This is a genomic window from Salinibacter grassmerensis, assembly GCF_947077765.1.
Taxonomy (GTDB): Bacteria; Bacteroidota; Rhodothermia; order Rhodothermales; family Salinibacteraceae; genus Salinibacter; species Salinibacter grassmerensis.
Genome location: NZ_CAMTTF010000002.1, coordinates 688,264 through 700,580, shown reverse-complemented (window position 1 = coordinate 700,580; position 12,317 = coordinate 688,264). Strand labels below are relative to the sequence as shown.

At 65.7% G+C, this 12,317-nt stretch carries 11 protein-coding genes and 2 tRNA genes; 11 read left to right on the top strand and 2 right to left on the bottom strand.

The genetic code is table 11. The features are described from left to right. Positions 1-432: 432 nt before the first annotated feature. Positions 433-849: a helix-turn-helix domain-containing protein gene (locus OJB03_RS07105; RefSeq protein WP_263786205.1), complete on the top strand. Its 417-nt coding sequence runs from the start codon at positions 433-435 to the stop codon at positions 847-849. After that, the gene (locus OJB03_RS15745; RefSeq protein WP_423816359.1) at positions 846-1,070 is read left to right on the top strand and encodes a tyrosine-type recombinase/integrase; all 225 of its coding nucleotides are present in this window, start codon (positions 846-848) and stop codon (positions 1,068-1,070) included. The genes OJB03_RS07105 and OJB03_RS15745 overlap by 4 nt, the downstream gene beginning before the upstream one ends. Before the next feature lie 138 nt (positions 1,071-1,208). On the opposite strand, the gene OJB03_RS07100 is transcribed toward OJB03_RS15745, so the two are convergent. After that, positions 1,209-1,296: transfer RNA gene (locus OJB03_RS07100), tRNA-Leu, on the bottom strand. A 157-nt stretch (positions 1,297-1,453) separates the two neighbouring features. On the opposite strand from OJB03_RS07100, the gene OJB03_RS07095 reads away from it, so the two are divergent. The 9 genes from OJB03_RS07095 to moeB all read left to right on the top strand — a co-directional run bounded on the left by OJB03_RS07095 (position 1,454) and on the right by moeB (position 10,651). Next, positions 1,454-3,523: an alpha/beta hydrolase family protein gene (locus tag OJB03_RS07095; RefSeq protein WP_263786204.1), complete on the top strand. Its 2,070-nt coding sequence runs from the start codon at positions 1,454-1,456 to the stop codon at positions 3,521-3,523. A gap of 212 nt (positions 3,524-3,735) precedes the next feature. Continuing rightward, positions 3,736-3,807, top strand: a tRNA-Asn gene (locus OJB03_RS07090). Between the two features lie 257 nt (positions 3,808-4,064). After that, complete coding sequence (locus OJB03_RS07085; protein WP_263786203.1) at positions 4,065-4,646, top strand: fasciclin domain-containing protein; 582 nt, start codon at positions 4,065-4,067, stop codon at positions 4,644-4,646. Between the two features lie 118 nt (positions 4,647-4,764). Further along, positions 4,765-5,523 (top strand): SDR family NAD(P)-dependent oxidoreductase, encoded by a 759-nt coding sequence (locus OJB03_RS07080; RefSeq protein WP_263786202.1) that lies wholly within the window; start codon positions 4,765-4,767, stop codon positions 5,521-5,523. A 117-nt stretch (positions 5,524-5,640) separates the two neighbouring features. After that, a complete protein-coding gene (locus OJB03_RS07075; protein WP_263786201.1) occupies positions 5,641-7,185 on the top strand; it encodes a cryptochrome/photolyase family protein in 1,545 nt (514 codons plus the stop codon). A gap of 375 nt (positions 7,186-7,560) precedes the next feature. Then, on the top strand, positions 7,561-8,511 hold the full coding sequence (locus OJB03_RS07070) for a PLP-dependent cysteine synthase family protein (protein WP_263786200.1): 951 nt from the start codon (positions 7,561-7,563) through the stop codon (positions 8,509-8,511). A gap of 74 nt (positions 8,512-8,585) precedes the next feature. Further along, positions 8,586-9,023 carry a M67 family metallopeptidase gene (locus tag OJB03_RS07065; RefSeq protein ID WP_263786199.1) on the top strand — a complete coding sequence of 146 codons (438 nt, stop codon included), beginning with the start codon at positions 8,586-8,588 and terminating at the stop codon, positions 9,021-9,023. Between the two features lie 60 nt (positions 9,024-9,083). Then, positions 9,084-9,377: a ubiquitin-like small modifier protein 1 gene (locus OJB03_RS07060; RefSeq protein WP_263786198.1), complete on the top strand. Its 294-nt coding sequence runs from the start codon at positions 9,084-9,086 to the stop codon at positions 9,375-9,377. A 56-nt stretch (positions 9,378-9,433) separates the two neighbouring features. Beyond that, on the top strand, positions 9,434-10,651 hold the full coding sequence (gene moeB / locus OJB03_RS07055; RefSeq protein WP_263786197.1) for a molybdopterin-synthase adenylyltransferase MoeB: 1,218 nt from the start codon (positions 9,434-9,436) through the stop codon (positions 10,649-10,651). A gap of 229 nt (positions 10,652-10,880) precedes the next feature. Here the strand turns inward: moeB and OJB03_RS07050 are convergent, their stop codons facing one another. Continuing rightward, the gene (locus OJB03_RS07050; RefSeq protein ID WP_263786196.1) at positions 10,881-12,158 is read right to left on the bottom strand and encodes a hypothetical protein; all 1,278 of its coding nucleotides are present in this window, start codon (positions 12,156-12,158) and stop codon (positions 10,881-10,883) included. Between the last annotated feature and the right edge of the window lie 159 nt (positions 12,159-12,317).

Here is a 12,317-nt window from a genome sequence, read left to right as displayed (position 1 = left end):
AGACGCTTTCCCCCGGGTGGCCACCGGGGGCCTTCCTCCATCGCATGACAAATTTGTGCTGCGGTATGCTCAGGGCCACGATCCGGACGCCGCGCAGACTTTGCACAGGCGGAGTGAGAAAGGGCAATATTAGTGCCAGAAGTGTCTCGGTGCTGACTTTTTGTGGCAGAGACGAGGCCGAACGGGCGCAGACCGGGAAGAGGGCGCCTCGCCACCGCCGCGCAGGGGGACGATCGATCCACCATCCCCGTCCGGACAGAACGCCATGTGGCTGCCCAGCCCACCAAGTGGTAGTTATGCCTCGGTATCGGAAGGACACTGGCCCGGCAGCGGCCGACGGTGCAAAGGAGCAGTGCGGAGCGGCTCAACAGCACCCGCTGCCGGTCGAGCGACTGATCGCAGTCCCGCAATGGCGCGTTGCGCGAGGGACCCGTGGGATCCTCGCAACTGCTGGTCGGGACGCTGAGCATCACGCCTAGCCCACTGCAGACGACGCGCAAACAGCAGATCTCCCATCCGGACGAGTGGACGCGGCCGGACACCCCGGTGCGCGTGAGCAACCCGCCGGGCCTCGAGCAGCTATTGCGCACGCTCGTGGGGCTCTTCGCCGGTGCGGACCGCCACCGAGATGCCCTCATCGACCTCAACGTGTCCGAGTTCGTGGTACGCATGTTGCAGACGGAGGCGCGCATGGAGCGGGCACAGGAGCTGTTGCGGGACCCAGGCCGGACGGTGACGGCGGTGTCGTACGACCTCGGGTTCGACAGCGTGAGCCACTTCATCAAGACGTTCCGGAAGCACGTGGGCGACACGCTCAAGACGTACCAGGACCGGGTGGCTGACACGTGACGAACGTGGGCACCGGTCGCCCCCTGATCCGTGAACGAGCGGAATTGCGTCTCCATTCGTGCCCCCACGCGGCCGGCTCGTGGCTTTCGATGCAGGGCGTGCCGCTCCGCGTGATTTCAGAGATTCTTGGGCACCCCAATTCTCAAGTCACGGAGATGTATAGCCACCTCAGCCCGGAAGTGATGGATCGGGCAATCAAAGAAACCTTTGGGCACGGATAGTCACGTGGGAACCGATCTCGTCATGTTCCTAAGCTATTCCCCATAGTTGCTTTCGGGTCCTCATAAGATCAGCGGAGACACCCCAAACAGAAAACGCCCCTCAGGTCGCCGTTCAGAGGCGCTGGGGGGCGTTTTTCTTGGTGCCCGAGAGAGGACTCGAACCTCCACGGCCGTAAAGGCCACGTGACCCTGAATCACGCGCGTCTACCAATTCCGCCACTCGGGCATCAAAATGTGGAGTTACTCAACGCCCTGGGCCTCCTGAAATGTTCCTTGAAATTACCACACACCCGACCGCCCCCCAGGGCGGAGACTCGCACTCGCCACCCCCAGTTCGTACGTTACGAGCACTCGTCCTTGCCTCAAAACCGTCTCTGCTTCTCATGCGTGGTGTACGCCTTCTCGTCGTCGGTCTCGTCCTTGGGGGCCTCGCGCTGATTGGCCGTCCCGCACAGGCCCAGTACGCCCAGGACTCGCTCGCCTTCGACCTGGAGCACGTCTTTGACCTGGAGTACGCGTCGGACCCGCAGATTTCGCCGAGCGGCGACCGGGTGGTGTACGCCCGCACCTTCATGGACAGAATGGACGACCGCCGCGCCTCCCGGCTCTGGGTCGTGAACGCGGACGGCTCGGGCCACCGCCCGATCACCGCCCCCGAGACAAACGCGTCCCAGCCCCGGTGGTCCCCCAGCGGGGATCGGGTCGCCTACGTGGCCTCCACGGAGGGCGATGGGGCCGAGGTCTTCGTGCGGTGGATGGACACCGGCCAGACCGCCCGGATCACGCAGCTTGACGAGTCGCCGGGCGGGCTCTCCTGGAGCCCAGAGGGGGATCGGCTGGCCTTTTCCATGTTCGTGCCGGCGACGCCGGAGCCCTTCGCCCGAATGCCAAGCCCACCAGAGGGCGCCGACTGGGCCGAACGGCCCGACTACATCGACCAGACCTACTACCGCTCCGACGGCGGCGGGTACACCGAGAGGGGCCACACGCAGCTCTTCACGGTGTCGGCATCGGGCGGCACGCCGCGACAGATCACAACCGGGCCCTACGACCACGGCGGCACCCCCACCTGGACGCCCGACGGCGAGACGCTCGTGATTAGCGCCAACCGGCACGAGGACCGGCGCCTGGATCCGCTCAACACGGAGGTGTACGCCGTGGACGTGACGAGCGGCGCGGTCACGGCCCTTACCACCCGGCAGGGCCCCGACGGCGACGTCGCCCTCTCCCCGGACGGCTCCACGATCGCCTACACCGGCTTCGACGACCGCGAGCAGGGCTACCAGGTGACCAAGCTGTACGTCATGGACCGCGACGGCACCAATGCCCGCCTCTTAACCGAGGGCTTCGACCGGGACGTTCAAAACCCAACGTTCACGGCCAACGGCGAGCGCATCGTCTTTCAGTACGTGGACGAGGGGTCAACCAAAATCGGCAGCGTGGCGCTCGACGGGGGCCGGCGCGCCGTGGCGGCGAACGTGGGCGGCACCTCCATCGGCCGGCCCTACACGAGCGGCTCCTTCAGCCTCGCGTCGAACGGCCGGGTGGCCTTCACGCACGCCACGCCCCAGCGCCCCGCCGACGTGGCGGTGGCACAGGCCGGACGAGAGACACGGGTCCTCACCTCCCTGAACGACGACCTGTTCGACCAACTCCCCCTCGGCTCCGTCGAGCAGATTACGTACGAATCCTCGCACGACGGCCGCACGATCGAGGGCTGGATCGTCACGCCGCCGGGCTTCGACGCGTCGGAGGAGCATCCGCTCATCCTGGAAATTCACGGCGGCCCCTTCGCCTCGTACGGCCCCTATTTCTCCGCGGAGGTGCAGCTCTACGCCGCTGCCGGCTACGTGGTGCTCTACACCAACCCTCGGGGCTCGACCAGCTACGGGCAGGACTTCGGCAACGCCATCCACCACGACTACCCCGGGCACGACTACGACGACCTGATGTCCGGTGTGGACGCCGTGCTGGAGCGCGACTACGTCGACGCGGACCGGCTTTATGTGACCGGTGGGAGTGGGGGCGGTGTCCTGACGTCCTGGATCGTGGGGCACACCGATCGCTTCCGCGCCGCCGTGGCCGCGAAGCCGGTGATTAACTGGTACAGCTGGGCGCTGACGGCCGACTCGTACCCCTACGGCGTCAAGTACTGGTTTCCCGGCCTGCCGTGGAACCATGAGGAGCACTACATGGACCGCTCTCCCCTCTCGTACGTCGACAACGTGACGACGCCTACCATGCTTCTGACCGGCACCAACGACTACCGCACGCCCATGTCGGAGTCGGAGCAGTTCTATCAGGCGCTGAAGCTGCGCGAGGTCGAAACGGCACTCGTCCGCGTCCCGGGCGCCTCGCACAGCATCGCCGCCCGCCCGAGTCACCTGGCCGCCAAGGCCGCCCACGTGCTGGAGTGGTTCCGTCGCCACGGGGGACCTTCGCTCGAAGAGTAAGGCCGGGCGGGGCCTGCACTGCCCGCTCGCCACAGCCCCTGGTGACTACCCCGTGAAAAGAGAATCAATCCGTCGGTGCAAGGGGCTATGCCGGGAAGAAGGGCCCGGGCGGCACCCGGACCCATCGGAACTCGGGTCGGCACCATGCCGTTTCGCGAATCAGATATTTTGGGAGGCAGCCACTCCTGCTTCTTCCCCACATTTTGCTCGATTCCTCGGTAGCTCAGTGGCAGAGCATGCGGCTGTTAACCGCACGGTCGCTGGTTCGAATCCAGCCCGGGGAGCCGAAAGCCTGATCGGGACTTCCGATCAGGCTTTTTCTTTGTCACGTTGGACAGGGCGCAGGTCACTTCGCCCGCGTCCCCGGATCCGGCGAGCGTGGTCGGCACCGCCTCACCCGTCGAGCCCTCCCGGCGCCGGCCGCCTCCTTCAGCCGTCTCGTCCGGCCATCAATGTGTAAGGGCCGCCCCCAGGTTCGCCAACGCGTGGTCCGTTTTATATGAGGGTTGTCATGCATCTCAGATGTTTGTCCAGGCCCCCAATGCGCCCTGCACTGAAGCGGATGTGGCATCGGGACGCGCGGTCGGCCCCAGTCGTCGTGGTCGTCGCGCTTTCTCTGGGACTCGTAGCGTGTGGCCCGGACGCCGACAATGGCTCGCCCCCCTCGCCCCCTGCTTCCTCCCGTTCCCCCGTGGCCGACAGCACGACCATCCCACGGATGCTGGCGACCGACGATCGGTTTTCGGTCCTGCGCGCGGCGCTCGACTCCACCCGCCTCGATTCTGTGTTGGCCACCGTCGGTCCCTTCACCCTCTTCGCCCCGCCGAACGACGCCTTCGCGGCAGGCCTCACCGGGCCGACTGAGAATTTCCTGGCGGAAGATCAAGAGCAGCTCCGCGCCCTCCTTGGCCGCCACATCGTGGAGGGCCGCATTGCGGTGGACGGACGCTCGGGGCCTCGTTCACTGGTCACAGCGAGCGGCGACACGCTTTCGCTTCGCCCCGTCTCCAGCGGCGTCCTGGTGGACGGGACTCCTATTCTCGACGGCAATATCGAGGCGGGAAATGGGCTTCTCCACGTCGTCGACGCGGTGCTTCGGGCTCCTGCGTCCGACGCGCCCTAAAGGGGCTTCTCCATCCGGGGCCGTAACGATCCACGAATATGTATTCGTCCCGTCGAACCTGGACGGGGAATCGGATTTGGAGGAGGTGTTCGTCTCCTCACAGCTTCCCTTCTGTCCCATGGCTTCTGATTCTCCCGTCTATCTTCTTCTCGGCGCAACCGGCGGCATCGGGTCCGAGGTGGCCCATCGGCTCGCCGACGACGGCGCACAGCTTGTCCTCGGGGCCCGGTCGGAAGACGACCTAGACGACCTGGCGGCCGCCACCGGCGGCGACGCCATGCCCCTCGATGCCACCGAGTTCGAACAGGTGCAGGCCGCTGTGTCACACGCCACCGACACCTACGGGGGCCTCGACGGGGTCGTCAACTTCGTCGGCTCGGTCCTGCTCAAGCCCGCCCATCTCACCAGTATCGACGAGTACCGGACGCAGATCGAAAAGAATCTCGACACGGCCTTCAACACCGTAAAGGCGGCCGGTCGTCCCATGATGCGCAGCGGCGGATCCATCGTGCTCATGGCATCGGCCGTTTCGCGCACGGGCCTCAAGAACCACGAGGCGATCGCCGCGGCGAAGGGCGGCGTCACGGGCCTCATGCGAGCCGCGGCCGCCACCTACTCCGGCCGGGGCATCCGTGTAAACGCCGTGGCCCCGGGCCTCATCGGCGGCGGTGAGAACTTCGCGAGCCAGATGTCGGAACAGATCCTCAGCTCCGAGGCGGGCCGGAAGCAGTCCGAGAAGATGCACGCCCTGGGCCGCGTGGGCACGCCCGAGGACGTGGCCCCGGCCGTCACGTGGCTCCTCGATCCCGAAACCAACTGGGTCACCGGACAGGTCATCGGCGTGGACGGGGGACTCGGCACTGTGCGGCCCGGATAAGGCGAGAGCACGCTCCGCCCGCCCCCACGCAGGATCGCCCCACGGGCGGTTGCTCCTCTCCGGGATTGGGCTCGTCCGGCTACTTCCCTGTGCTTCCCTCCATTCTCCAGCGTTCCCATGCGTACCCTGATTTTTGTCCTCCGGGACCAGCTCGACCGCGACGCGACCGTCCTGCACGAGGGCGACCCGGACCGCGACGCCGTGGCGATGACGGAGGCGGACATGAACCGGAACCGATACGCCGAGCACAAGCAGCGCCTGGCCCTCGGCCTCGCGGCGATGCGTCACTACCGGGAGGACCTGCGGGAGGACGACTGGACTGTCCACTACCAGCCGGCCGACGCCTCGTCCGTGGCCGAGGACGCCCCGGACTTCCTGCGGCAGCAACTTGCCGAGCACCAGCCCGAGCGCGTCGCCATCACCGAGCCGGGGCGCCAGGAGCTCCTGGACGCCATTGAGGCCGTGTGCGAGGACATGGGCGTCCCGCTCCATGTTCACGCCGACGACCACTTTCTGGCCACCCACGACACCTTCGAGCAGTGGGCCGATGAGCGCAAGGAGCTGACGCTGGAGTACTTCTACCGCGAGCGGCGACGCGAATACGATGTCCTCGTCACCGACGACGGCGACCCGGTGGGGGGCGACTGGAACTTTGACGACGACAACCAGGAGAGCTTCGGGTCGGACGGGCCGGGGATGGTGCCGGAGGGCCCCACGTTCGAGCGCGACGCCATCACCGAAGACGTGCTTGACCTGGTCCGCACTCAGTTTGCCGACGCACCGGGGGCACTCGACGAGTTTCGGTGGCCGGTCACGCCCGCCCAGGCCCGCGCCGCCCTCGCGGACTTCGTGGAGCATCGGCTGCCGAACTTCGGCACGTACCAGGATGCAATGTGGACGGGCCGGGCTTTTCTCTACCACTCGCGCCTCTCGTGTGCCCTAAACCTCAAGCTGCTCGACCCGATGACCGCGGTCCGGGCCGCCGAGGAGGCGTACCACGACGACCACGCCCCCCTGAACGCGGTGGAGGGCTTCGTGCGTCAGATTCTCGGCTGGCGCGAATTCGTGCGGGGCGTCTACTGGCTGCACGCCCCCGAGTACGTAGACCGCAACGCCCTGGAGGCGTCCGAAGACCTCCCCGAGTTCTACTGGACCGGCGACACCGACATGCGCTGCCTGAGCGAGTGTACAGGACAGGTCCGCGAGCACGGATACGCCCACCACATTCCGCGCCTCATGGTGATGGGGCTGTTCGGGCTGCTCTATGGCATCGACCCGCAGCAGATGAACGAATGGCACGAGGCGATGTACGTCGACGCCTGGGAGTGGGTCTCCACCCCCAATATGGTTGGCATGGCCCTCTACGCCGATGGGGGCACCGTGGGGACCAAGCCGTACACGGCGTCCGGGAAGTACATCAACCGGATGAGCAACTACTGCTCGCACTGCCGTTACGACCCGGACAAGGCCGTCGGGGACGAGGCCTGTCCCTTTACGTCGCTCTACTGGAACTTCCTGGATCGGCACCAGGAGACCTTCTCGGGCAACCGGCGCATGAACTTTCAGCTTGCCAACGTCCGACGGAAGTCCGACGCGGAGCTGCAGGACATCGCCGAGCGGGTGGAGGAGGTCCGGACCCTCACCAAGGCCGGCGAAATTTGAGTTTGGGAGGCTCGTTCGGGGCCGCGGCCGCCCGGAAAATGTGACGATGCGGGCCGAGCGGCCCCAGTCCGGAACGCCCGTGTGGTTTTTGATGTATCAGCCCTCAGATTCTAGACTCGTCCATCTTTCGGGAAGTACCCACCATGCACCAACACAGTCGTCCCATCGCGGCGTGTGCAACGACAGCCCCCGAGGCTGTTCGGTGTCGTTGTTGGTGTCGATGTTGTTCTCTCCCGGAGAGGCCGCGTCCTGTCGGCGCCCCGCACTCCGTCTGTGACTCCGGACGGTAGCCTGCGCCCGACACATTGCTAGCGCCCATCGCCTCTCCGGCCCCGCCGCGAGAGGCGTTTTCTTTTTGCCCCCTCCCCCACGCCAATGAGTACGGTTTCTGCCTCCCCATCCGTGTCGACGGCCGCCCCGCCCGCGTCGTCCTTGGTCGACGACATCGGCCAGACCCCCCTCCTGCGGCTCGACCGCGTGGCCGATGATCTGCCGGAGTCCGTGGCGGTCTACGGCAAGGCGGAGCACCTTAACCCCGGCGGCTCGGTGAAGGACCGCCCCGCCCTCCGGATGGTCGAGGCGGGGCTCGACGCCGGCGCGTTCCGTCGCGACCAGACGCTTATCGACGCGACGAGCGGCAACACGGGCATCGCCTACGCAATGATTGGTGCAGCGAAGGGGCTGGACGTGGCCCTCGCCCTCCCCGAGAACGCCTCCGCGGAGCGCAAGAAGGTGCTGCGCGCCTACGGGGCCGAACTCATTCTGACCGACCCAATGGAGGGAACGGACGGTGCTCAGCGACGCGTGAAAGAAATTGTCGATGCCCAGCCGGACCGCTACTTCTACCCCGACCAGTACAACAACGACGCCAACTGGCGGGCACACTACGACGGCACCGGCGCAGAAATTCTGGACCAGACGGACGGACATGTGTCCCACTTCGTGACGGGCCTCGGCACCACCGGCACCTTCACAGGCGTCACGCGCCGCCTGAAGGCACACGACACGTCAATTCAGTGCGTCGCCGTGGAGCCGGAGACGGCCCTGCACGGCCTGGAGGGCCTGAAGCACATGGAGACGGCGATCGTGCCCGGCATCTACGCCCCGGACCTCGCCGACGCTCACCGCACGTGTACCACCGAAGCGGCCGTCGACATGACGCGTCGACTGGCGCAGGAAGAGGGGCTGCTGGTCGGCCCGTCGGCGGGGGCGAACGTGGCCGCCGCCCTCGACGTGGCCCGGTCGCTCGACGCCGGCACCGTCGTCACGATTCTCTGCGACACCGGCACGCGCTACCTGAGCGACGATTTCTGGGACGAGGAGTGACGCGTGAGGAATGACGTGCCTCTAGGCATCGCGTCCCGCGCATCGGCTGGCTTCTTTCACCAACGCTGCCCCCAATGGAAACGACGACATCAATCCTCGACGACATCCGCCGGCATGGCGCCGACGCCTACCCCGAAGAGGGGTGTGGCTTTTTGCTCGGCACCGTCGCGGACGACGGCGACAACCGCGTGACGGCCCTTCACCACGCCACCAACCGCCGCTCCGAGCAGCGGACCCGGCGCTACGAGCTCACGGCCGACGACTACCGTAAGGCGGACGCGGCCGCGCAGGAGCAGGGCCTCGACGTGGTGGGCGTGTACCATTCCCACCCCGACCACCCGGCGCGGCCCTCGGAGACGGACCTGGAGGAGGCCACCTTTCCCGGCTTCACCTACGTCATCGTCTCCGTCCACGACGGCGTCCCGGAGGCCCTGACCGCCTGGGCCCTCGCCCCGGACCGCTCGGAATTTCACCGTGAGGAGATTGCCACATTCGCTCCCGAAACGACCTGACGCGTGGCACACACACGTTCCTTACCCCCGTTCCACCTTCCAACCTTTCCCCATCTCCCTATGCCCACCACCGACACCACAACCGTCACGCTCCGCATTCCGACCCCCCTTCGCTCCGCCACCGACGGGCAGGCAGCCGTTGAGGTGGAGGCGGAGACGGTCGACGCGGCCCTCCGCACGCTCGTGGACCAGCACCCCGATCTCGCCGACAACCTCTACGACGAGGACGACGAACTGCGGCAGTTCGTGAACATCTACGTCGGCGACGACGATGTGCGGTTCGGCGACGGCGTGGAGACCGCCCTGGAGCCGGGCGACGAGGTCTCCATCGTCCCCTCCATCGCCGGCGGCTGACCGCGCGGCACTGGCAGAAACGACGCCTCGAATACGCACCCACCAACAGCCCCAGTATGTCTACGACCACAGCAGAGCCGGACACGCAACAGGCCGATCTTTCGCCGGATGAACTGCAGCGCTACAGCCGCCACCTCACGCTCCCCGAGTTTGGGCGTGAGGGGCAGGAGGCGCTCAAGAATGCGTCTGTCCTGCTCGTCGGGGCGGGCGGTCTCGGCTCGCCGGCCGCGACCTACCTCGCCGCGGCAGGCGTCGGCCGCATCGGCCTCGTCGACTTCGATACCGTGGAGGCCTCCAACCTCCAGCGCCAAATCCTTTACGGCACCAGCGACGTGGGCCGTCCGAAGCTGGACGCCGCGTCCGAGCGCCTGGAGGACCTCAACCCACACGTCGAGATCGACCACCACGAGGTCCGTCTCACGAGCGACAACGCGCTCGGCATCATCGACGAGTACGACGTGGTGGCCGACGGGACCGACAACTTTCCCACCCGCTACCTCGTCAATGACGCCTGCGTGATGACGGGGACGCCCAACGTGTACGCGTCTATCTTCCGCTTCGAGGGGCAGGTGTCGGTCTTTGCCACCGAGGACGGCCCCTGCTACCGCTGCCTCTACGAGGAGCCGCCCCCGCCCGGCCTCGTCCCCTCCTGCGCCGAGGGCGGTGTGCTCGGCATCCTGCCCGGCTTCGTCGGCACGCTGCAGGCCACCGAGGTCATCAAGCTGCTAACCGGTGTCGGCGAGCCGCTGATTGGGCGCCTGCTGATGTCCGACGCGCTGAACATGGACTTCCGCACCGTCAACGTGCCCACGAACCCGGACTGCCCCGTCTGCGGCGACGACCCGACGGTCACGGAACTGATCGACTACGAGGCCTTTTGCGGAATTCCGCAAAGCGACGAGTCCTCCTCCAACGGAACCGCCGACGCCGACGTGTCTGACGCCGACGACGCCCTCCCCGAAACCTCCGTCCACGACCTCAAGCAGCGCCGCGACGCGGGCGATGACCCGTTCGTGCTCGACGTGCGCGAGCCCTACGAGGCCGAAATCGCGAGCATCGACGCCGACCAACTCATCCCGGTCGACGAGCTGGAGGAGCGCCTCGACGAGCTCGACGCCGACCCGGACGAGGAGATCGTCGTGCACTGCCGCTCGGGCGGCCGCTCGGCGAAGGCAACCGAGTTTCTGCGCGAGAAGGGCTACGATGCCTCGAACTTGGAGGGCGGCGTGCTCGCGTGGAGCGACGAGATTGACGACAGCGTGCCGCAATACTGAACCAGCGCTGCTTCCGCCCCCCATTCCGGTACGCCCACAATGTTTCCCCTGTCGGTTCCTTCAGCCGACAGGGGATTCTTGTTTGTCCGCGGCGCGACGTTGCGGATGGATGCCGCCCTCTCTGAGCGCGGTGGGTACGATCCACAAAAAAGCCAGGACGTCCGCCATAGTGCGGGCGCCCTGGCCGAGGGAATGAGAGAGGTCGATTCTTTGACCGTGGAGCCCGCCCCTATCGGATAGTGGCGCGGGCCGTGCTCGGATTCACTTCGTTGCCGGCAAGATCCGTGACCGGACTGCTAGTTCCGGCGTCATTCACCTCGACGTCTCGAAGATCACGCCGAGGAATGGGGTTGACAAGCGTGATCTCAACCGTCGCCCCGTCTCTACGGCCCAGTTCCGCGTTTTCGAGGTTGGTGCCACTGAGTCTCACCGGAGTCCCGTTGTCCTCCGTTACCTTGAAGGCGCGGGGCGAGACGGTCTCGCCGTCAAGTGGCTCACTGAATTCAACCTCTATGCTACGGTTGTCGGGACGGTCGCCGTATCGGTACGAGGCGGATTCAAGATCCGGTTGTGTGTTGTCTTCGGTCGTCACCACATCGGAGAAGTCTCCCCGCACGTTGTTGATGCTCACGGCGCGCACTTTCCACTCAATCGGGCCGTACGCTCCCCCATTCCCGGCGAAGGGGTAGTCCCTCACCGTCGCGGTAAAGTCGAGATCACCGTCTGCTTCTACGGCACGGGTCGGCACAATGCCCGAGGCGTCCTCGAAATCTGAGGAACTGGCCTGAGGCCTAACCGCGGACGCTTTCGTAAACTGGTCGTCGTTACCGAACCGGCCCACCTGGTTCTGGCTTCGGTAATAGACCTCGTAACCCTTTACCTCGACGGCGCTGTCGTCAATGTCGTCTATCTGAAGAGGGATGGTCACTCTGCTGTCGTCATAGTTGAAAGTTCCGTCCTCAATGCGTCCATTGGTCACGTCGGCGGATTCCGAGTCGAAGGAGACGGACGGAACGACCGGTGGCTCCTCGCTGAGCCCAACGGAGAACTCAAACTCTTCGGGCGGGAAATTCGGATTCGGAGCAAACCGGGCCCCGTCTTCGCTCTTGAAGCGGGGATCGTAGACGCCATTCGAATTCTCGACATCCCCGACGTAAAGTGTGTAGATAAATCCGTCTTGAAGGCCGCGCTCCGGCGTGATGGTCAGCCGGGTCCGGTCGTCGTTGAACGAGAGCGAAATCGGGAGCGACCCGTTCGGGCTCAGATCTTTCGCCCGGTCGGGGTACACCCCGATCTTATCGATGAGGTGACGGTTACCGCCCCTCGCCTCCACGTCGGTCCGGGTGTACTCGTTTTCGACGACCGGATCGGTAAAAGTAACTGTAATGGACGCGTCCGTGGACTCGACATCAGCCCCCACCTCGGGCGTCACATTTGCGATCTGCATGGAGTCGGTGATGACACTGTTGTTCGGGCTGCCCCCGTTCGAGTCACAACCGTTTACCATAATAGCTGCCACCCCGAAAAGAGCAATCGAAACCAGTCGTATGGAGATATGCTTCATTGAAGTAAATTTACCCTTGTTCGGAGAATAGAAAGAAATTCAAGGCACTTTCGCCCCTGCGCTTTTCCCGCCTCACACGCGTATTCCCAAGAGGTGGTACTA

Coding starts and splice junctions, on each gene's coding strand:
- OJB03_RS07095 (WP_263786204.1), top strand. CDS start 1,454: ATGCGTGGTGTACGCCTTCTCGTCGTCGGTCTCGTCCTTGGGGGCCTC.
- OJB03_RS07085 (WP_263786203.1), top strand. CDS start 4,065: ATGCGCCCTGCACTGAAGCGGATGTGGCATCGGGACGCGCGGTCGGCC.
- OJB03_RS07080 (WP_263786202.1), top strand. CDS start 4,765: ATGGCTTCTGATTCTCCCGTCTATCTTCTTCTCGGCGCAACCGGCGGC.
- OJB03_RS07075 (WP_263786201.1), top strand. CDS start 5,641: ATGCGTACCCTGATTTTTGTCCTCCGGGACCAGCTCGACCGCGACGCG.
- OJB03_RS07070 (WP_263786200.1), top strand. CDS start 7,561: ATGAGTACGGTTTCTGCCTCCCCATCCGTGTCGACGGCCGCCCCGCCC.
- OJB03_RS07065 (WP_263786199.1), top strand. CDS start 8,586: ATGGAAACGACGACATCAATCCTCGACGACATCCGCCGGCATGGCGCC.
- OJB03_RS07060 (WP_263786198.1), top strand. CDS start 9,084: ATGCCCACCACCGACACCACAACCGTCACGCTCCGCATTCCGACCCCC.
- moeB (WP_263786197.1), top strand. CDS start 9,434: ATGTCTACGACCACAGCAGAGCCGGACACGCAACAGGCCGATCTTTCG.
- OJB03_RS07050 (WP_263786196.1), bottom strand. CDS start 12,158: ATGGTAAACGGTTGTGACTCGAACGGGGGCAGCCCGAACAACAGTGTC.